The organism is Aquisalimonas sp. (genome assembly GCF_007120195.1).
In the GTDB taxonomy this organism is placed as follows: Bacteria; Pseudomonadota; Gammaproteobacteria; order Nitrococcales; family Aquisalimonadaceae; genus Aquisalimonas.
Genome location: NZ_SKOG01000013.1, coordinates 24,369 through 43,074, shown reverse-complemented (window position 1 = coordinate 43,074; position 18,706 = coordinate 24,369). Strand labels below are relative to the sequence as shown.

At 62.0% G+C, this 18,706-nt stretch carries 17 protein-coding genes, 1 tRNA gene and 1 pseudogene; 5 read left to right on the top strand and 14 right to left on the bottom strand.

The features are described from left to right. Positions 1 to 353 precede the first annotated feature (353 nt). Positions 354 to 626, bottom strand: coding sequence for a DUF2845 domain-containing protein (locus tag QZT63_RS01935; RefSeq protein WP_290648099.1), 273 nt, complete (start codon positions 624 to 626; stop codon positions 354 to 356). A gap of 610 nt (positions 627 to 1,236) precedes the next feature. On the opposite strand from QZT63_RS01935, the gene QZT63_RS19910 reads away from it, so the two are divergent. From QZT63_RS19910 to QZT63_RS01920, 5 genes and pseudogenes are all read left to right on the top strand, one after another. After that, the gene (locus tag QZT63_RS19910; RefSeq protein ID WP_366635592.1) at positions 1,237 to 1,515 is read left to right on the top strand and encodes a type II toxin-antitoxin system death-on-curing family toxin; all 279 of its coding nucleotides are present in this window, start codon (positions 1,237 to 1,239) and stop codon (positions 1,513 to 1,515) included. 795 nt (positions 1,516 to 2,310) lie between these two features. After that, positions 2,311 to 2,595, top strand: coding sequence for a BrnT family toxin (locus QZT63_RS01930; protein ID WP_290648097.1), 285 nt, complete (start codon positions 2,311 to 2,313; stop codon positions 2,593 to 2,595). Then, on the top strand, positions 2,570 to 2,896 hold the full coding sequence (locus QZT63_RS01925) for a hypothetical protein (protein ID WP_290648095.1): 327 nt from the start codon (positions 2,570 to 2,572) through the stop codon (positions 2,894 to 2,896). Before QZT63_RS01930 ends, QZT63_RS01925 begins: the two co-directional genes overlap by 26 nt. Before the next feature lie 1,001 nt (positions 2,897 to 3,897). Next, positions 3,898 to 3,951 (top strand): annotated as a pseudogene (locus tag QZT63_RS19905) (hypothetical protein); the annotation flags it as partial. Positions 3,952 to 4,043: 92 nt separating this feature from the next. After that, complete coding sequence (locus QZT63_RS01920; RefSeq protein WP_290648093.1) at positions 4,044 to 4,196, top strand: hypothetical protein; 153 nt, start codon at positions 4,044 to 4,046, stop codon at positions 4,194 to 4,196. Between the two features lie 249 nt (positions 4,197 to 4,445). Here the strand turns inward: QZT63_RS01920 and QZT63_RS01915 are convergent. The 13 genes from QZT63_RS01915 to QZT63_RS01855 form a co-directional block, all read right to left on the bottom strand. Further along, positions 4,446 to 4,522: transfer RNA gene (locus QZT63_RS01915), tRNA-Met, on the bottom strand. Positions 4,523 to 4,771: 249 nt separating this feature from the next. Further along, positions 4,772 to 6,214 (bottom strand): NADH-quinone oxidoreductase subunit NuoN, encoded by a 1,443-nt coding sequence (gene nuoN, locus QZT63_RS01910; protein ID WP_290648091.1) that lies wholly within the window; start codon positions 6,212 to 6,214, stop codon positions 4,772 to 4,774. A gap of 66 nt (positions 6,215 to 6,280) precedes the next feature. Next, on the bottom strand, positions 6,281 to 7,789 hold the full coding sequence (locus QZT63_RS01905; RefSeq protein WP_290648138.1) for an NADH-quinone oxidoreductase subunit M: 1,509 nt from the start codon (positions 7,787 to 7,789) through the stop codon (positions 6,281 to 6,283). 89 nt (positions 7,790 to 7,878) lie between these two features. Further along, positions 7,879 to 9,867 (bottom strand): NADH-quinone oxidoreductase subunit L, encoded by a 1,989-nt coding sequence (nuoL, locus tag QZT63_RS01900; RefSeq protein ID WP_290648088.1) that lies wholly within the window; start codon positions 9,865 to 9,867, stop codon positions 7,879 to 7,881. A gap of 2 nt (positions 9,868 to 9,869) precedes the next feature. After that, entirely contained in the window at positions 9,870 to 10,175 is a 306-nt protein-coding gene (nuoK, locus tag QZT63_RS01895; RefSeq protein ID WP_290648086.1) for an NADH-quinone oxidoreductase subunit NuoK, read from the bottom strand. Between the two features lie 4 nt (positions 10,176 to 10,179). Continuing rightward, positions 10,180 to 10,818 carry an NADH-quinone oxidoreductase subunit J gene (locus QZT63_RS01890; RefSeq protein ID WP_290648136.1) on the bottom strand — a complete coding sequence of 213 codons (639 nt, stop codon included), beginning with the start codon at positions 10,816 to 10,818 and terminating at the stop codon, positions 10,180 to 10,182. Between the two features lie 58 nt (positions 10,819 to 10,876). Next, on the bottom strand, positions 10,877 to 11,365 hold the full coding sequence (gene nuoI, locus QZT63_RS01885) for an NADH-quinone oxidoreductase subunit NuoI (RefSeq protein ID WP_290648084.1): 489 nt from the start codon (positions 11,363 to 11,365) through the stop codon (positions 10,877 to 10,879). Positions 11,366 to 11,377: 12 nt separating this feature from the next. Continuing rightward, the gene (gene nuoH, locus QZT63_RS01880) at positions 11,378 to 12,400 is read right to left on the bottom strand and encodes an NADH-quinone oxidoreductase subunit NuoH (RefSeq protein WP_290648082.1); all 1,023 of its coding nucleotides are present in this window, start codon (positions 12,398 to 12,400) and stop codon (positions 11,378 to 11,380) included. A 127-nt stretch (positions 12,401 to 12,527) separates the two neighbouring features. Continuing rightward, entirely contained in the window at positions 12,528 to 14,933 is a 2,406-nt protein-coding gene (nuoG, locus tag QZT63_RS01875) for an NADH-quinone oxidoreductase subunit NuoG (protein WP_290648080.1), read from the bottom strand. Next, positions 14,930 to 16,222 carry an NADH-quinone oxidoreductase subunit NuoF gene (nuoF, locus tag QZT63_RS01870; protein WP_290648078.1) on the bottom strand — a complete coding sequence of 431 codons (1,293 nt, stop codon included), beginning with the start codon at positions 16,220 to 16,222 and terminating at the stop codon, positions 14,930 to 14,932. The genes nuoG and nuoF overlap by 4 nt, the downstream gene beginning before the upstream one ends. A gap of 3 nt (positions 16,223 to 16,225) precedes the next feature. Further along, entirely contained in the window at positions 16,226 to 16,729 is a 504-nt protein-coding gene (nuoE, locus tag QZT63_RS01865; RefSeq protein WP_290648077.1) for an NADH-quinone oxidoreductase subunit NuoE, read from the bottom strand. Then, complete coding sequence (locus QZT63_RS01860) at positions 16,726 to 17,979, bottom strand: NADH-quinone oxidoreductase subunit D (protein ID WP_290648075.1); 1,254 nt, start codon at positions 17,977 to 17,979, stop codon at positions 16,726 to 16,728. The genes nuoE and QZT63_RS01860 overlap by 4 nt, the downstream gene beginning before the upstream one ends. Continuing rightward, positions 17,972 to 18,703 (bottom strand): NADH-quinone oxidoreductase subunit C, encoded by a 732-nt coding sequence (locus QZT63_RS01855; protein WP_290648073.1) that lies wholly within the window; start codon positions 18,701 to 18,703, stop codon positions 17,972 to 17,974. Before QZT63_RS01855 ends, QZT63_RS01860 begins: the two co-directional genes overlap by 8 nt. Positions 18,704 to 18,706: the final 3 nt, after the last annotated feature.

Here is an 18,706-nt window from a genome sequence, read left to right as displayed (position 1 = left end):
CCCGGGGCAGTCATTTATAAGGTGTCAGGGCTGACTATATCAAACCCACGGCGCCTGCTCGCCGAGTTGACTGTCACCCTGAATGACACGCTACCGCGGGTAGAGTAGAGGGGGCAGCGCTCATGGGCGGGTCTGCTGGCGTAGATGACGCTGGTGCTCAGAGACAACGGCGGCCTGAACGTGGCGTTTGAGGGCGCGCTGACTTCTGCCTTAAGTCTTTGTTCCGAAAAGAGCCCGCATTACAGCACCATGCGGGCTTCCCGGCAATACGTTTGGTAGCGGGGGCAGGCTACGTAGGCAAACTGACACCTATCAAGATCCCGCTGACCGGACCACCTCTTACAGAATAGCCCCTACCGCAGCAGCTCAATCCGCACCACTCGCTCACCCTCATACGTCACCTGGTGATTCCGGCTGCCGCGGGCGCTGTCGTAGATCTCGCGCCAGCCGACCACGGCACCAAACCTGTTCACCAGGCGGGTCGTGCGGATCGGTTGCCCGCATTTGTCATGGACCCCGGTAATGTGGTCGCCGGTGCGCACCAGGTCGTTCCCGCAACGCATCGGGGCGGCGTCCAGGGTGGAACTCGCGAGCAGCAGAACAACGGCGGGAATCGTCCATCGCATGGCCTTACTCTCCCTGTGGTCTTTCGGGCGAGCATGCGCGCCACGGCTTTTCCGCGCAACGTCACTGCTTCGCCCGGGAGGTTGCGCAGCCTGTCGGGCTGGGCTACTTTTTTGAGCAGCCCGCCGTCGCCAGGAAGGCGATGCACCGACACGGGAAGTCAGCCGTTCGCGGCGTGCGGGCTCGTGCTCGCAGCACGATGGCTACTATGCATTCATTTTCTCATGGTTACACTGGCGCATCTTCGTCCGCAGCTAAACCTCACGCAGAATTTGACTGCGTTCCGAGCGAGCGGTAGGCTGCGTCGCCCGGTGTCAAGAAAGTGTTGACACCGTCACAACCCGCCCCCATCTTACAGGTGTAGGCTGATATTTACATTTATGCGCCATCAGAGCATGGCGCTTTTTAGCGGGTGAATCCTGTGACTGCTCTCCGTCAGAATGACTATCGTAAGCTTGCGCTGCGTCGTCGGGAGCGGCATGAGGTCGCCAGGCCCCGTCCGTGCAATGGCGAGCATCGCGACATCGTCCAGAAGGCTTTGGTGAACACGCTCCACAATGAGGACGACACCCTGCGGAAGCTTTCCAAGGTCTGATTGTCCAGGCTCTCCTGGTGCATCACAGCGAAGGTATCCGGTGGTTGGACTGTGACGACTTGGTTATGATCAACCAAGTCGTCATTAGGCAGTATACCCCGCAGGAAACGACAGGCGTCATGGACCAGGGATCGCTGGAAAGTGCCCAGCAGGCGCCAGCGATCACTAGGCACTATGAGCAAACGGAGGACATGTTCCTCCTCGCTGCCATATTGATTTCACGGATCATACAGAATCACCCCTTCCACAACGGGAACAAGCGTACGGCGTATGCTGCCGGACGCATGCTCTTGTAGATCAACGGTTATCGGTTGCATGCTCCGCAACCTGATGTCATTGAGATCTGTTGCGATCTGGCTACCCATGAGGTCGACGAAAGAGAAACTGCTTATTGGATCAGCTGCAATGCGTTCGAGTTCGATGTCGATGCCGCGCTCGGTGAAATGCCGTCAGAGGGTCTTCCGGAGCTGATGCATCAGCTGCTCACTCAATCCGATTACAGCAACTAGCTGCGAGCAAGCGCTCCCAGGCCCGTTTCCCACGGCCCAGCAGGCCCTATCCATTCCGCATTCACACCGTCTCATCATGAAACGGCAGACTCGGCGCCTCCTCGAGGATGCGGCCGCTCTGAATGTAGGCATGGTCCCCACGGCCACGTCCTGCCCGTGCCCGCGGTGCTGCTGACCGGCCAGGCTCTCGCCGGTGCTGGTACGGTCGGCGTTGTGGGCGATCACCTCGGCGTAGTGGATCGGGTCGGGGGGAAGCAGGGCCTGGAAGCCGCCCCAGAGGTAGCGAGCCGGCCTTGCTCTGCCACCTTCTCACGTTGCCACCTTCACTCTTTCCTTTCTTCGCTCTTGGTTGTGATACCCAGCCGCCGCGCGCGGCTGACTTACCGTCACTCCGGTGCATCGCTTCCCTGAGCGGGCTGAACCTCAATTTAGCAAAGCGGGCTCTGGGCGGGAAGCACCCACCCCACGGCGATGGACCACCGCTCGGCGGGACGCATGAACGTCAATCGGCCATGCCAATGACGACACCGGCCTGGAACGCCTCAGTCGCAGGGTGGTCAAATTCGTTGTAGAGTCCGCGCGATGCGCATCGACTACGACCCGGCCAAGAACCAGGCGAACATCGAGAAGCACGGAATCTCGTTCGAGCGGCTGCACGAGGTGGACTGGTCCACCGCAGTCTTTCGCCTGGATGAGCGGGAGGATTATGGAGAGATACGCTTTGTCGGCGTATGCTACATTGACGATCGACTTCACTACGTTTGCTTCACGCCGCGGGGCGACGGGAGCATAATGCGAGTGATCAGCTTGCATAAAGCGAACCAGCGCACTGCAGATTACTATGGCCAACCGCGAACCCTTGACTGATGAAAATGGTGACGTGCGGGAACTCGCCGAGGAGGAGCTGAGCCAGTTCCGCCCAGGCCAGGAGGTTCTGCCAGAGGCCATGCAAAAAGCCATGGGCATCCACCCCTCGCAGCAGTCGGGGCGCACGGCCCGTAGCTCCCCGAAAGGCACCGTGGTTGCGCGTGCGAAACGCGCAGGTCAGAAGAGCACGGTTGTCTGGCGGCCTAGGGTTACCAAGCTCGGCAATAAGCCGCGTATCCTGTCCCTGCACAAGATATTGAAGACCGGTACCCCGAAGCCCCGAAAGACGCGGCGCAAGTAGACGGCTACCCCGTTGGTCAGATCAGACGAACCGCACCATCGCAAACCCGGGGTCGAAGGCCCGCATCTCACGCTAACTGATCTCTTCGATCAATGCGCCTTCCAGCTACCAAACCGGCTCCCTATCGACGCCTCGTAGGGGGGCGAATCGGCGACGCGCTTTTGTACAAGGCCTGCTACCTGAACACCGTGCCGAGCGGGACGGGCCCGCTCGGCCGCGGCGAGGGTGTGCTCAGGACGCCCCCTGGGTTTCACGCCTCCAGGCATCCAGGGCCTCCGCGAAGCAGCGCACCTGATCCCCACGTCATTGTGCGGCGCCGCTCGACGGACGGCGAGCTGCCGACGGACGGTCGCACTTACGCAAGGGCCACACATAGATACTAGCTTTGATCGGTCTTATTTTCGATTTCTTTGACTATACTTTTTCAATCAATTGGTTGGGTTTGCTGCCCGTAAACGGGATGGCTAGACCTATTCCGCTGGGAACTCGGGCATAATATTCAGGATACTGATCTTGTTCGTATCCGCCTCTGCTCTCCACTTTCACCCCATGTACAACACCGCTGTGATGGATGCCGAGAACGTTACCATTGCCATCGAGGATCGGGGATCCACCGAAACCTCCGCCAGGTGTTAGGTCTGTAAGAAAGTTTCGCTCGCGGCCTGGCGTCGCCCCATTCCATGCGTGCAATAAACTAAGAAATTACTGGTGGGATAAAGTGCTAAACAACACCATCGGTAGTAGGCGCGGTGGAGATCCTGCGCCGCGCACGGGCACATCGGCAGGCCGAGCTCCCCCTCCAGCCACTCCTCGATGAACCGGGCCTCGCTTGGCATGCTCAGGTTGATGAGCTCTTCCTTGGGTGCCAGCCGCTGAGGTGCAGATTGAGCAGGTAGTCGTAGAAGGCCTCGACGCCACCATTCTCGATCTCGTACCGGAGCTGGTCGTACATCTTCTCCGGCCTGCTCCATTGCGCCGAGTCCGGCGGCCGGTTCGTCGTCGTGGACCGGTACCGCTACGGCTGCTCACGCCACCGGGACCGAGGGCCCGAAGTCTGCGGCAACAACCTGCGCGTGCCGCGGCGGATCGTGGAGGAGCGGTTGCTGGTCGCCATCAAGGAGGATTTCTGTCTGAAGAGGCCTACCAGGTGTTTGCCGAAGAGGTCCGCGAGTTGCTCAAGGCGTCCCAGCCGGACCCCACGGCGGCGCGTCGCCGCCTGCGTGAGGCCGAGGCGGAGCGCGAGAACCTGATGGCGGCCATCCGTCGGGGATCATCACACCGACAACGAAGCAGGCGCTGAACGAGGCGGAGGAAAAGGTCCAGGACGCGCAGCGGGCGCTGGAGGAGATCGAAGCCTTCGAGCCGACCCAGATCCCTCCCAGGGCGCGCGAAGTCTACAAGCGCCTGGTCACGAAACTGGAAGAGATCGAGGATGTGCCTGCAGCCAGGGAAGCGATCAAGGAGATAACCGGGCCGATCCGCCTCGTCCATGAGGACGGAATCTTAGTGGCCGAACTGACCGCCGAAGGACTCAGCGGTCTATTTGCGTTGGTAGCGGGGGCAGGATTTGAACCTGCGACCTTCGGGTTATGAGCCCGACGAGCTACCAGACTGCTCCACCCCGCACTCGACGCTGCGCATGGTATATCCAGTGTTGCGGGAATGCAAGGCGCTTTGGCGTGCGCCAACACTGCGCTATATGGCGATCTTCCGCATGCCATGCGTCACGGCCGTCATCCACGCAAAGGCGAGGAGCCAGTCACGCCCCTGGTTCCTCATGGCCGCGCCCGCGCACATCACGCCGACACGACATGCCTGAAGGCCAAAATCAGAGCAACGCCCTGTGCGAAAGCGGTTGTGGTAGTACCCATTTCGTCAGCCGAACGCGGCCATACACACAGCGACCAGCGCTCCCGGGAAGATGCCCAGGAGCAGCACCGCCAGGCCGTTTACGGCGAGTACCGTCTGGAAGCCGCCGGACCCAACGGGTTGAGGTCCTTCCCCTTCGGGCTTCTCGAAGTAGCACAGGCGCACTACCCGCAAGTAGTAGAACGCCCCCACCACGGCACCAATGACGGCAACAACGGCAAGCCAGATGAAACCGGCTTCCACAACGGATTTCAGCACGAGCCACTTGGCATAGAAACCCACGGTGCCCGGGATACCGGTCAGGGAGACCATGAGGATGAGCATCACCAGGGCGAACAGTGGGCTGCGCTCGTTCAATCCCTTGAAGTCATCGAGGTTTTCGGCCTCGAAACCCTGGCGGCTGAGCAGCATGATGACACCGAATGCGGCTGCCACGGTAAACGCATAGGTCACAGCGTAGAACATGGCAGCGCCGTAGGCCTCCGGGGTACCGACCAGGAAGCCGAGAAAGATGAAGCCAATATGATTGAACGTGGAATAGGCCAACATGCGCTTGATGTTGCTCTGCACCAGCGCAACGGTATTGCCCACCAGCAGCGACGCCACGGCCAGCAACAGCACCATGTGCTGCCACTCCCCGTGCAGCGGGCCGAGGGCCTCACTCAGCAGCCGAATAAACAGGCCCACGGCCGCCACCTTGGACGCGGTGGCGATGAACAATGTCACCACGGTGGGAGCCCCCTGATAGACGTCCGGCACCCACATGTGAAACGGCACGGCACCAAACTTGAACGCCACCCCGACCACGGTGAACACTAGGCCGAACACCAGTAGCAGCCGGCTCTCTTCCGCCGCGGCCTCGGCGATGGCGGTGATCTCCAGTGTTCCCGTGGCGCCGTAGAGCATGGACATACCGTAGAGCAGCATGCCGGACGCCAGTGCCCCCAGGACAAAGTACTTCATCGCCGCTTCCGAGGCGGCGGGAGAATTACGGCGCATCGCGACCAGCGCGTACAGCGACAGGGACATCAGCTCCACGCCCAGGTACAGCACCAGGAGGCTGTGGGCGGAGATGGTCACGAGCATCCCCAGCGTGGCGAACAGGGTGAGTAGATAGAACTCGCCGCGCAGCATGCCCCGCTCGCGCAGGTACTCCCGGGAGTAGGCGAAAGCCAGGAATGTGAGCAGGAGCACCGCGACCTTGAGCACCACCCCGGCGGAGTCGGCCACGTAGTTTTCCGTAAACGTGGTCACATCCAGACCCCATTGGGTCTGCACAGTGATCACGATCGCGCCCAGCAGGGTGGCCTGGGATAGCCAGTAGGCCAGTGTGTGGTCGCGGTCCGAGCTGAACAGATCCACCACCAGGATCAGACACGCCATGCCCAGCATCCAGATCTCCGGGAGGGCGAGCATCAGGTTCGGTGTCTCGAAGGTCTCTGGTGTCATAGCTTTCCTCTGAGCTCAAAGCCCGGCGGCGGCCGTTGCCGACCCCCACGCGTATCCATTACTGGTTTAAAGCCCGTCCGCGACCACCTCGAGCAGGTGAGCCAGGGACGGTTCCATGATGTTGATCAGCGGCGCCGGCCACAGACCGAGCCACAGCACGGCGACTGCGAGCGCCCCGAGCACGATTTTCTCGCGGGTGTCCACGTCCTCCAGCGCCGCGACCTTGTCGTTGGCCACTTCGCCGTAAGCAACACGTTTGACCATCCACAACGTATAGGCCGCCCCCAGGATCAGCGTCAGCCCGGCGAGAAAGGCGTACCAGAAGTTGGCCTGGAACGCCGCCAGAATGACCATGAACTCGCCCACGAACCCGGACGTCCCGGGCAGCCCGGCATTGGCCATGGCGAAGAGCACAAACAATCCCGCGAACACCGGCATGCGGTGCGCGACACCGCCGTAGTCGCCTATCATGCGCGTGTGCATGCGGTCATAAAGCACGCCAACACACAGGAACATGGCGGCTGAAATGAAACCGTGGGAGATCATCTGCACCATGCCTCCGCCGAGCGCCAGCAGTGCGCCATCGCCGCCGGTGCGCACGACGATCTCGAAAATGATGAAAAAACCGAGGGTGACGAAGCCCATGTGAGCAATGGACGAATAGGCGATCAGCTTCTTCATGTCCTGCTGCATCATGGCGACGAAGCCGATATAGACCACCGCGATCAGCGACAGGGTGATCATGAGCCAATCGAGTTCCATGCTCGCTTCAGGGACGATGGGCAGCGCAAAGCGCACGAACCCGTAGCCACCGATTTTCAGCAAGATCGCCGCCAGGATCACCGAACCACCCGTGGGCGCCTGCACGTGCGCATCCGGCAACCAGGTGTGTACCGGCCACATGGGGACCTTGATCGCGAATGCCAGCAGGAAGGCGACGAACAGCCAGATCTGCGTCGCCAAGGGGAGCCCCAGGCCGTACATCTCGAGGATGTCGAAGCTCTGGGCCTGGAACTGCAGATAGATCAAGGCGACAAGCATCAACACGGAGCCGACGAATGTGTAGAGGAAGAACTTGATGGTGGCGTAAATCCGTTCCGCCCCGCCCCAAATGCCGATGAGCAGGAACATGGGCACCAGGATGGCTTCCCAGAAGACGTAGAACAGGATCGCGTCCAGGGCGCTGAACACCCCGACCATGATGCCTTCCATGAGCAGAAAGCAGGCCAGGTACAGCGCCGGACGGTACTGGATCTGCGTACCCGCCGCCACCACCACGAGCAGGGTGGAAAAGGTGCTGAGCACGACCAGCGGCATGGAAATACCGTCCACGCCGAGATAGTAGTTCACCCCCAGTATCTCGACCCAGGGCCGCTTCTCCACGAATTGCATCGCGGCTGTACCGGGCTCGAAGCCGATAATCAGCCCCAGGCTGAGCACGAAAGTCAGACCGCTCACCAGCAGTGCGATCAAGCGCGCGTACGCCGCTTTATCGTCACCGAGCAGGAAGATCAGTGCGCCCCCGAGAATGGGCAGCCAGATGAGCACGCTCAACAAAGGCCAGGAGGATTCCAACATCCGTTACGTCCCTTACCAGTTCGTTCGGGTTTGGGCGCCGGCGTTGCCGGCGGCCACCGTGGTCCAGAGCCTGTCAGCACGTCGCCTCAGCGGATGGCGAAGACGAACCAGGTCAGCAACACCAGCAGACCGATGATCATCACGAACGCATAATGATAGAGATACCCGGTCTGCGCGTGCCGTAGGGCTGCCGCAAAGCGGCCGATGGTCCGGGCGGACCCGTTGACCATCAGGCCATCGATCAACCGAACGTCGCCGACTCGCCACAGCAGTGTGCCCAGCCCGCGCCCGGCGCCGGCGAACACGTTCAGATACAACTCGTCGAAACCGTACTTGCGCTCCAGAATTCGATACGGCAGCTGGAAACGCTGGTGCAGCCGCGACGGCAGATCCGGGCGTTGGATGTATAGATACCAGGCCACCCCGAAGCCAGCTGCGGCCAGGTAGATGGCGGGGGTGACGAACGCGTGGGCGATGAAGCCGAGCACGCTCTCGAAGCCAACTGCGGCCAGCACGTCATTCTCCGGTAGGACGGTGATGCTATCGCCGAACCAGCCGCCGAAGACCATGGGGCCAACAGTAAACAGCCCGATGATCACTGACGGTATGGCCAGGAGGATCAGCGGCCAAGTCACCACGCCCGGGCTTTCGTGCACGTGCTCGCGGGTGTGCTGATCCATGCGCTCCTGGCCGTGGAACACCAGGAAGAGCAGACGGAAGCTGTAGAGCGCCGTGACGAACACGCCGAGCAGCACGCACCAGTAGGCGAAGGTCGCCCCCGCCCGGTCGGAGTGGGCAACGGCCTCGATGATGGCGTCCTTGGAGAAAAACCCAGAAAAGCCAGGGAAACCAATCAGGGCCAGGGTGCCGAGCAGCATGGTCACGTACGTGATGGGCATGTACTTCCTCAACCCGCCCATCTCGCGCATGTCCTGTTTGTGGTGCAAGGCGATGATGACCGAACCGGCACCGAGGAACAGCAATGCCTTGAAGAAGGCATGGGTCATGAGGTGGTAGACACCCGCCGCGTAAGCGGAGGCCCCCAGGGCCACGGTCATGTAACCCAGCTGCGAGATCGTCGAGTAGGCGACGACGCGCTTGATGTCCTGCTGGACCAGGGCGATCAGCCCGATAAACAGTGCGGTGATGGCGCCGATCACCAGAACGAATGTCAGGGCCACTTCAGAGAATTCGAACAGCGGCGACATGCGCGCGATCATGAAGATCCCGGCAGTGACCATGGTGGCGGCGTGGATCAGCGCCGAGATCGGAGTCGGGCCCTCCATGGAATCCGGCAGCCAGACATGCAAGGGCACCTGCGCCGATTTGCCCATGGCGCCGATGAACAGCAGGATCGCCACCACCGTGACCACCGACCACTCGGCACCACCGACAATGCTCATGGTCTCATCGGGATTGGCGGCGACCGCGTCAAAGACTTCCGCGTAATTGAGGCTGCCGAAGTACAGCACCACCGCCGCAATACCCAGCAGAAAGCCGAAGTCGCCGACACGGTTAACCAGGAACGCTTTCAGGCTCGCGAACACCGCCGTGGGACGGTTCATCCAGAAGCCAATCAGCAGGTAGGAGACGAGACCCACCGCTTCCCAGGCGAAGAACAGCTGCAGAAAGTTGTTCGCCATCACCAGCATCAGCATGGAGAAGGTGAACAGGCTGATGTAGGCGAAGAACCGCTGATAGGCGTTGGGGCCGAGCAGACTGTCCGACGGCCAGTTGTGGTCCTCGTCGGCCATGTAGCCAATAGTGTAGATGTGCACCATCAGCGAGACGAAGCTCACCACCGCCATCATCATCGCCGTGAGCTCGTCCACCAGGAAGCCGATCTCGAAATGGAGTCGGTCGGTCAGCATCCAGGTATAGACGGTGTCGTCGAACACCGCGCGCCCGCCCCACATAAATCCGGCCAGCACATACAACGACAGCAGCGTCGACAGCCCCACCAGGCCGATGGTCAGGCGATGGGTTCTCACCCGCCCGAGCTGGCTCCCGAACAGTCCCGCGGCAAGGGCGCCAATCAGCGGGGCGAGGACAATGACGAGGTAGATTATCTTCATGATCAGCCCCTCATGGTGTCCAGATCGGCCACGTCAATGGAATCCCTGCTACGGAACAGGGTCACCAGGATGGCGAGCCCGATGGCGGACTCCGCGGCGGCCACCGTGAGAATGAAGAACACGAACACCTGCCCCGCCACATCGCCCATAAACGTCGAAAAAGCGATGAAGTTGAAATTGACTGCCAGCAGGATCAGCTCGATGGACATCAGCAGAACGATGGCATTTTTCCGGTTCAGAAATATGCCCGCCATGCCCAGGGAAAACAAAATGGCTCCCAGGACCAGAAACTCTGACAATTCGATCATGGCTTCACCTGCCCGGGTATTTGTTGTCGTTGCGCCCGTCGCCGGACCCCCCGAAGGAACGCGCCATGCGCAGGCGATCTTCCTTGCGCACGTTGACTTGCTCGCCGATGTCCTGATGCTTGACCCCTTCCCGGCGACGCAAGGTGAGCATGATGGATGCGATAATCGCCACCAGCAGGATCACGGCAGCCAGCTCGAAGGGATAGACATAGACCGTATACAGCACGCCGCCGATCACGGTGGTGTTGCCCGTCTCGGCCGGGTCCGGAATCGGCATGGTCGCCTCCGGCATCTCGGCGGGAGCCATGGCTCCGCTCGATACCACCAGGATCATCTGCACGACAATCACCGCGGCAATGGGCAGGCCGATATACAGGTGTCGGATAAACCCTTCACGCAGCTTCGCCAGATTGATATCCAGCATCATGACGACGAACAGGAACAGCACCATCACGGCGCCGACATAGACCAGAACGAGGACGATGCCCAGAAACTCGGCGCCCGCAATCACCCATAGCACCGCGCTGTTGAAGAACGCGAGCACGAGAAACAGCGCCGCATGCACCGGGTTGCGCGCGGTAATCACCATGGTGGCCGCGAAGATCAGGATCGCGGCAAAGACGTAAAACAGTAGCTTCTCGATCACGCGTTATCGCTCCCAGGACTCGTAATTCCGTCCGTGCCAGCCCGTGCCGATCCAGTCACCGGAACGGCGCATCCAGGGCCCGGTCGCGGGCAAGCTGCTCTTCGTACTTGTCACCAATCGCCAGGAGCTGGTCCTTGGTGATGATGTTCTCGCCACGCTCTTCCATGTGGTACTCGTAAATGCGCGTCTCGACGATGGAGTCCACCGGGCAGGACTCTTCGCAGAAGCCGCAGTAAATGCACTTGAATAGGTCGATGTCGTAGCGCGTCGTGCGCCGCGTGCCGTCCTCACGCTGCTCCGAATCAATGGTAATGGCGAGCGCCGGGCACACCGCCTCGCACAGCTTGCAGGCGATGCAACGCTCTTCGCCGTTGGGGTAGCGCCGCAGGGCGTGCAGACCGCGGAATCGCGGCGATTGCGGCGCGCGCTCCTCTGGGTATTGCACCGTTAACTTGCGCGCAAACAGGTTGCGCCCGGTGAGCTTCAGCCCCAGGAGCAACTCCCAGAGAAAGAATGTGCGGAAAAAATCGCGTGCTGTCGTCATGGCACCATCCAATCAGTCGAACCAGGGCCCGAAGCCGGTGAGAATCATCGCGGCCAGCACGAACAGCCAGACCACCGTGACCGGGATGAGCACCTTCCAGCCGAGCTTCATGATCTGGTCATAGCGGTAACGCGGGAAGGTCGCCCGGAATGCCAGATACAGGTAGAGGAATATCCCCACTTTCAGAACGAACCAGACCAGACCCGGCACCCAGTCGAACATCGGACCCAACAGGGGAATGCCCTCAAACGGCGAGTACCAGCCCCCCATGAACAAGATCACGGCCAGGCCGGAAATCAGGATCATGTTGGCGTACTCCGCCAGGAAGAACACAGCGAAGGCGACGCCCGAATATTCCACGTGGAACCCAGCCACGATCTCGGATTCGCCTTCGGCGACGTCGAACGGCGCGCGGTTGGTCTCGGCAACACCGGAAATCCAGTATGTGATGAACAAAGGCAGCAGCGGCAGCCAGAACCAGTGCCAGAACGGGCCGCTTTGCGCCTGGACGATACCGGTCATATTCAGCGTACCGGCGGCCATGAGCGCCCCGACCAGGGCGAAACCCATGGCGATCTCATAGGAGACGATCTGCGCGGCCGCGCGCATGGCGCCGAGCATGGCGTACTTGGAGTTCGATGCCCAGCCGGCAATGATGACGCCATACACACCCATGGAGGTCATGGCGAGAATGTACAGCAGGCCTGCGTTGATATCGGCGAGGACCATGCCTTCGCCAAACGGGATCACGGCCCAGGCGGCCAGCGCCGGCATAATCGACAGCAATGGTGCCACCAGGAACAGGAACCGGTTGGCGTTGGTCGGAAGGATGACTTCCTTGAACAGCAGCTTGAACACATCTGCAAATGGCTGCAGGAGACCATAGGGTCCAACCCGGTTCGGTCCATTACGCAGCTGAATGGCGCCAATCACCTTGCGTTCGGCGTAAGTGAGATAGGCCACCGCCAGGATCAATGGACCGACGATCAGGCTGATCTTGAAAAGGGTCCAGATGACTTCGCTCAATACCGCCATGGGCTATTTGGTCCCCCTCACACCCCGACGCGACACTGGCGCCAAGTGAATCCGGAATCGCTCCGCGCTCGGCCGTCGCCGCAGAGCGGTTAATTCGCGTTCATTGTTCGACTTCTTGCCACAGCGCTCAGAGCGGCTCGACGCTCACGGGGCCAAACATGGGCCCGAGTCCGGCAGTCTCCGACACCCCCGAGGGAATCCACACGGCGCCGTCGGCGATGGCCGCATCGATCGCGACCACCATCTCGACAGTCTTCTCGCCCTGGCGCACGCGGACGCGCCCGTCACCCTCGACGCCGAGCGACCCCGCCACCCCGGGGCCGAGCCGCACCTTCTGGTCGCGACCCTGCCAGGTCTGCTGCAGCGACTCCGCCCGGCGCACCAAGGGATCGCCGCCGTATATGGGCACCAGACCGATGCGGGCAAGGCCCTCGCTCTCGCGCCCGGCCTGGCCGGGGGCCTGCCACTCCACAGCCGTCGAGGCACTCTTATCACTGCAGCCGCGCTCCACGGCGTCGGCGATCGCATCGGGTGCATCATAGTCGAAGCCGTCGAGCTCCAGCACGTTACCCAGGACACGTAGAACCTTCCATGCCGGTCGCGCCTCGGCAACAGGCTGCGCCACCCCCGGGAAGCTCTGCCAACGGCCTTCGGCATTCACGTACGTGCCCGCCGTCTCGCCGAAGGTGCCCACGGGCAGCAGCACGTCGGCATACGCCCGCATGGTCTCTGTGACAAACGGCGTCAGGCAGACCACGCTCTGCGCCTTGTTCATGGCGGCGAGGGCGGCGGCCCCGTCCCAGCAATCGAACTCCGGCTCGACGCCAAGCAAAAGATAGCCGCGCCGGGGTTCTTTCAGCATAGCCGCCGCGTCGAGTCCCGGCGTCTGTTCCGCGACGCCACCCAGGCGGCGATGCGGGACGGCCCCGGCCAGCCAGGCGCCCGCCTGGTTCGCCCCGTCCGTCAACACGCCAAAGCGCGCCTGGGCCAAGCTGGCAATCAGGCTGCCGAGCATGCGCAGCGCCGCCGCCCGCGGGTGCGCCTGGGCGCCCGGGCCCAGCACCACCGCGGCGCGAGCCGATTCCCGCAGGCGCTTTGCCATGGAACGGTGGACGTCCTCGACGCCCTGGCCGTTGAGGAGGTTATCGAAACCCTCCGGGGCCTCATCCCCCGAGAGATCCAGCAGCGCTCTGGCCACGGCCGCCAACTCCTGCACCATGGCTGCAGGGCCCGCGACGCGCTCCTCGGCCAGGCCGTAATTCAGTTGCTGCGCCCGGTAGTGCAGCGCCATGACGGCACCGCCCCGCTTGGCGGCCTTGCGCAGCCGGTGATTGACGATGGGCGCGTCCCAGCGCGGCTCGGCACCGACCAGCAATGCCGCCTCCACATTTTCCAGAGCCTCCAGCTCGATACCCAGCGCCGGGAAGACCGATCGCCGATCCTGGTCGCTGAAATCGACTTCCCGCAGCCGGGCATCGATGTTGGATGACCCCAATGCACGGGTCAGCTGCCCCGCGAGGTACATTTCTTCCAGCGTGGCGTTGGGTGAGATGAGCGTGCCCAGGGCGTCTGCGCCCTCACGCCTCACCAGCCCTTGCAAATGTTCCGCCGCCGCCTCCAGGGCGACCTCCCAGTCCACAACCTGCCAGTGGCCGTTGCGATCCCGGACCAGGGGCGATTGCAAACGCTCGGTGCTGTAGACGCCTTCGTAACCAAATCGATCACGGTCAGGGAGCCAGCACTCGTTGATGGCCTCATTTTCCTGCGGCACGACGCGTTTGATCTGGCCCCGGACGTGGTGGATCAGGAGGTTGGAGCCCACGCAGTCATGCGGTGAAATCGAGGGGTGGCTCAGCAACTCCCACGCACGGGCGCTAAACCGATAGGGTTTGGACGTCAGGGCGCCGACCGGGCAGAGATCGATAATGTTGCCGGACATCTCCGAGTGCACGCCGGCCCCCACGTACGTGGAAATCTCCGTATGTTCACCGCGCCCCATGCCGCCGAGCTCGCGGAAACCAGCCACCTCGTCCAGAAATCGCACGCAACGCGTGCAGTGGATGCAGCGGGTCATCTCCGTGGCGATCAGCGGACCGAGGTTTTCGTCCTTGACCGCCCGTTTACGCTCGGAGAAACGGGAAACGCCCCGGCCGTAACCCAGTGCCAGGTCCTGCAGCTCGCACTCACCGCCCTGATCGCAGATCGGGCAATCCAGCGGGTGGTTGATGAGCAGGAATTCCATCACGCCCTTCTGCGCCTTTAGCGCCCGCTCGGAGCGGGTGTGCACCTTCATGCCGTCGGCAACCGGCGTGGCGCAGGCCGGCAACGGCTTGGGGGCCTTCTCCACATCGACCAGGCACATGCGGCAATTGGCCGCTATCGAGAGCTTGCGGTGATAACAAAAGCGCGGCACATGGATGTCCGCGTCATCCGTTGCCTCGATGAGCATGGAGCCCTTGCGGGCCTCCATCTCGACACCGTCGACTTCGATGGTGACCGTGTCCGGGTTCTTGGCTTCAGCCTTGTCTGTCATGCGGCAGCCCCTGCGGAGTCGTCGACGATGGACCGCTTGTGTTCGACGTAGTATTCGAACTCGTGCCGGAAGTGCTTGAGAAAGCTCTGCACCGGCCAGGCCGCGGCCTCGCCGAAGGCACAGATGGTGTGGCCGGCAATCTGACCGGCAGCGGCGTCCAGAAGCTCCAGATCCTCCCACCGCCCCTGGCCGTTGACGATCCGGCGCAACACCCGGTACATCCAACCCGTGCCTTCACGGCACGGCGTGCACTGGCCACACGATTCAGCATAGTAGAACCTGGAGATTCGGCAGATGGCCTTGACCATGTCTGTGGTCTCGTCCATGACCATGACCCCCCCGGAACCCAGGGCCGAACCCGCCTGGGCGAGGCTGTCGTAATCCATGTCGAGTTCCATCATGGTCTCCCCCGGCACCACCGGCATGGAGGAGCCGCCGGGAATCACGGCCTTGAGCTTGCGGCCTTTGCGGACGCCGCCGGCCATGTCCAGGAGATCCCGAAACGGCGTGCCCAGGGGAATCTCGAAGTTGCCCGGCTTTTCCACGTGCCCGGAGACACAGAAAATCTTCGCGCCGCCGTTGTTCGGCTTGCCCATTTCCAAAAACCACTCGGGGCCGTTGCGCATGATCGCGGGCACGGAGGCCAGGGTCTCCGTATTGTTGATCGTCGTGGGCTTGCCATAGATGCCGAACTGCGCGGGGAACGGCGGCTTGTAGCGCGGCTGGCCCTTCTTGCCTTCCAGCGACTCCATGAGCGCGCTCTCCTCGCCGCAGATGTAGGCGCCGGCGCCGTAGTAGTTGTAGAGGTCGAAATCCACCCCCGAGCCCTGGATGTCCTTGCCGAGCAGACCGGCGCTGTACGCCTCCTCAAGGGCGTGCTCGACGCGCTCGAAAGGCTCGTGATGGAACTCACCGCGCAGGTAGTTGTAGCCAACGGTGGCGCCCATGGAATAGGCGGCAATGGCCATACCCTCAATCAGTGCGTGTGGATTGAAACGCAGGATATCGCGGTCCTTGCAGGTGCCCGGCTCGGACTCGTCGGAATTGCACAGCAGGTATTTCTGCACCGGCGCCGTTCTGGGCATGAAGCTCCACTTCACACCGGCCGGGAATCCCGCGCCGCCCCGGCCACGAAGCGACGCCTTCTTCATCGTCTCAATGATCTCTGCGTGGGGTGTCTTCTCGCTCAGAATCTTCTGCCACGCCTCGTAGCCGCCGATCTTGCGGTACGTTTCAAGGCTCCAGGGCTCGTCGTAGGACAGCGTCTGATAGCAGACCTCGTTGACCATGGGTCACTCCAGATTATCGAGGATTTCATCGACCTTCTCTGGCGTCAGGTGGGTGTGGTAATGACCATCCACCACCATCATCGGGCCGGAACTGCAGGCCGCCAGGCATTCCTCTTCCACCTTCAGGGTGATGCGATTGTCCGGCGTCGTCTCGCCCAGCTTGATCCCCAAGCGCTGCTCGCAATGGGCCACGATATCGTCTGACCCCATCAGCATGCAGGCAATATTGGTGCAGACATTGACCTTGTGCCGGCCCACGGGCTGTGTGTCGAACATGCTGTAGAACGTTGCGACCTCGTAGACCGCCACCGGCGATACACCAATGTAATCGGCCACCGCGTCCATCAACTCTGCGGTCAGGTAGCCGCCGTTACCATCCTGCGCGACGTGCAGTGCCGGAATCACCGCCGAGCGTTTGCCCTCTGGCGGGAACTTCGCCAACCAATGGTCGATGTGTTTGCGCTGCTCGGGTGTGAGTACGCGTTCACTCAGGCGTTGCTCGCTCAACGGTCGATCTCCCCGAAAACGATGTCCTGGGTCCCGATCAGGGTCACCACGTCGGCGAGCATGTGACCCCTGGCCATTTCATCCATCGCCGCCAGATGCGTAAACCCGGGCGGGCGTACTTTCACGCGGTAGGGCTTATTGGCACCGTCAGAGATCATGTACACGCCAAACTCGCCCTTGGGCGCCTCGACGGCGGCGTAGACCTCGCCGGCGGGCACACAGTAGCCTTCCGTGAAAAGCTTGAAGTGGTGGATCAGCGACTCCATGTCGTCTTTCATTTCCTCCCGGGTCGGCGGCACGATCTTGTGATCATCGATCATGACGGGGCCGGGATTTCGGCGCAGCCAGTCCACGCACTGCTTGACGATGCGCGCTGATTGGCGCATCTCCTCCACCCGCACCAGGTAACGGTCGTAACAGTCGCCGTTGGTGCCGATGGGCACGTCAAAATCCAGCTCCTCGTAGACCTCATACGGGTGCGTCTTGCGCAGATCCCACTCGACGCCGGAGCCGCGCAGCATGGGGCCGGTAAAACCAAGCTGCAGGGCCCGCTCGGCGGACACCTCGCCGATGCCCACCAAGCGCTGTTTCCAGATACGGTTATCGGTCAGGAGGGTCTCGTATTCATCGACGGCGGCCGGGAAACGCTCGCAGAACTGCTCGATGAAGTCGAGTAGCGAACCCTGTCGGTCCCGATTCAGCCACTTCAGATCCTTCTCGCTACGAAAGCGCGAGGGCTCGTACTTGGGCATGGTATGGGGCAGGTCGCGATAGACCCCGCCGGGGCGGTAGTACGTCGCGTGCATGCGCGTCCCCGAGACCGCTTCGTAGCAGTCCATCAGGTACTCGCGCTCGCGGAAGCAATACAGGAAGATGGTCATGGCGCCGACGTCGAGCCCGTGGGTCCCGAGCCACATGAGGTGATTCAGGATGCGGGTGAGCTCGTCGAACATAACGCGGATGTATTGCGCCCGCCGCGGCGGCGTGATATCGAGCAGCCTCTCGATGGCCAGTACATAGCCGTGTTCGTTCGCCATCATGGAGACGTAATCGAGCCGATCCATATAACCGATGCTCTGGTTATACGGCTTGCTCTCGGCAAGCTTTTCCGTGGCACGGTGCAGCAGACCAATATGCGGGTCGGCGCGGCGGATCACCTCGCCTTCCATCTCCAGGACCATGCGCAGCACCCCATGGGCGGCCGGGTGCTGGGGACCGAAGTTAATGGTGTAGGACTGGATATCAGCCATGCGTGGCGTCCTCCTGCGAAGAGCCGCGCTCGGCGTAGCGGTTGTCCTCGCGAATGACGCGCGGCACCAGTACACGCGGCTCAATGGTGACCGGCTGATACACCACCCGCCCCTTCTCTTCGTTATAGCGCACTTCGACGTTACCGATGAGCGGGAAGTCCTTGCGGAACGGGTGCCCGACGAACCCGTAATCCGTGAGGATGCGCCGCAGGTCGGGGTGGCCGTCGAACACGATGCCGTACAGGTCGAATGCCTCGCGCTCATACCAGTTGGCACTGGCCCAGACACTGACGACCGAATCCACCATGGGGAAATCGTCGTTCTCGCAATACACCCGCACGCGCAGCCGCTGATTGCGACTGATGGAGAGCAGGTGGTACGCCACCGCAAACCGCTCGCCCGTATTGGTGGTTACCGGCTCGACGCCATACACGCCGGTCAGTCCCAGGCGGGCGAAGCTGTTACCCCGCACACCACGGGAGAAGCCAGAGCCGGAGGCCTGTTCCGTAATCCACTCGTCCTGGCCCCACGCAGCATAGTCCACACCGCAGACGTCACTGAGTTGCTCGAACCGAAAATCGTCACGCAGCGAGCGCATGAGCGTCGCAAGACCGCCCGGACGAAACACGGCGGTAACTTCGCCAAGCCGTTCGTGACAATCCACGAGTTGCTCCGGGAACGCCTCCCGAAGACCGTCTGCCAATGCCTTCCGCGAGTCGGCCATGAG

Coding starts and splice junctions, on each gene's coding strand:
- QZT63_RS01935 (WP_290648099.1), bottom strand. CDS start 626: ATGCGATGGACGATTCCCGCCGTTGTTCTGCTGCTCGCGAGTTCCACC.
- QZT63_RS01930 (WP_290648097.1), top strand. CDS start 2,311: ATGCGCATCGACTACGACCCGGCCAAGAACCAGGCGAACATCGAGAAG.
- QZT63_RS01925 (WP_290648095.1), top strand. CDS start 2,570: ATGGCCAACCGCGAACCCTTGACTGATGAAAATGGTGACGTGCGGGAA.
- nuoN (WP_290648091.1), bottom strand. CDS start 6,214: ATGACACCAGAGACCTTCGAGACACCGAACCTGATGCTCGCCCTCCCG.
- nuoL (WP_290648088.1), bottom strand. CDS start 9,867: ATGAAGATAATCTACCTCGTCATTGTCCTCGCCCCGCTGATTGGCGCC.
- nuoK (WP_290648086.1), bottom strand. CDS start 10,175: ATGATCGAATTGTCAGAGTTTCTGGTCCTGGGAGCCATTTTGTTTTCC.
- nuoI (WP_290648084.1), bottom strand. CDS start 11,365: ATGACGACAGCACGCGATTTTTTCCGCACATTCTTTCTCTGGGAGTTG.
- nuoH (WP_290648082.1), bottom strand. CDS start 12,400: ATGGCGGTATTGAGCGAAGTCATCTGGACCCTTTTCAAGATCAGCCTG.
- nuoG (WP_290648080.1), bottom strand. CDS start 14,933: ATGACAGACAAGGCTGAAGCCAAGAACCCGGACACGGTCACCATCGAA.
- nuoF (WP_290648078.1), bottom strand. CDS start 16,222: ATGGTCAACGAGGTCTGCTATCAGACGCTGTCCTACGACGAGCCCTGG.
- QZT63_RS01860 (WP_290648075.1), bottom strand. CDS start 17,979: ATGGCTGATATCCAGTCCTACACCATTAACTTCGGTCCCCAGCACCCG.
- QZT63_RS01855 (WP_290648073.1), bottom strand. CDS start 18,703: ATGGCCGACTCGCGGAAGGCATTGGCAGACGGTCTTCGGGAGGCGTTC.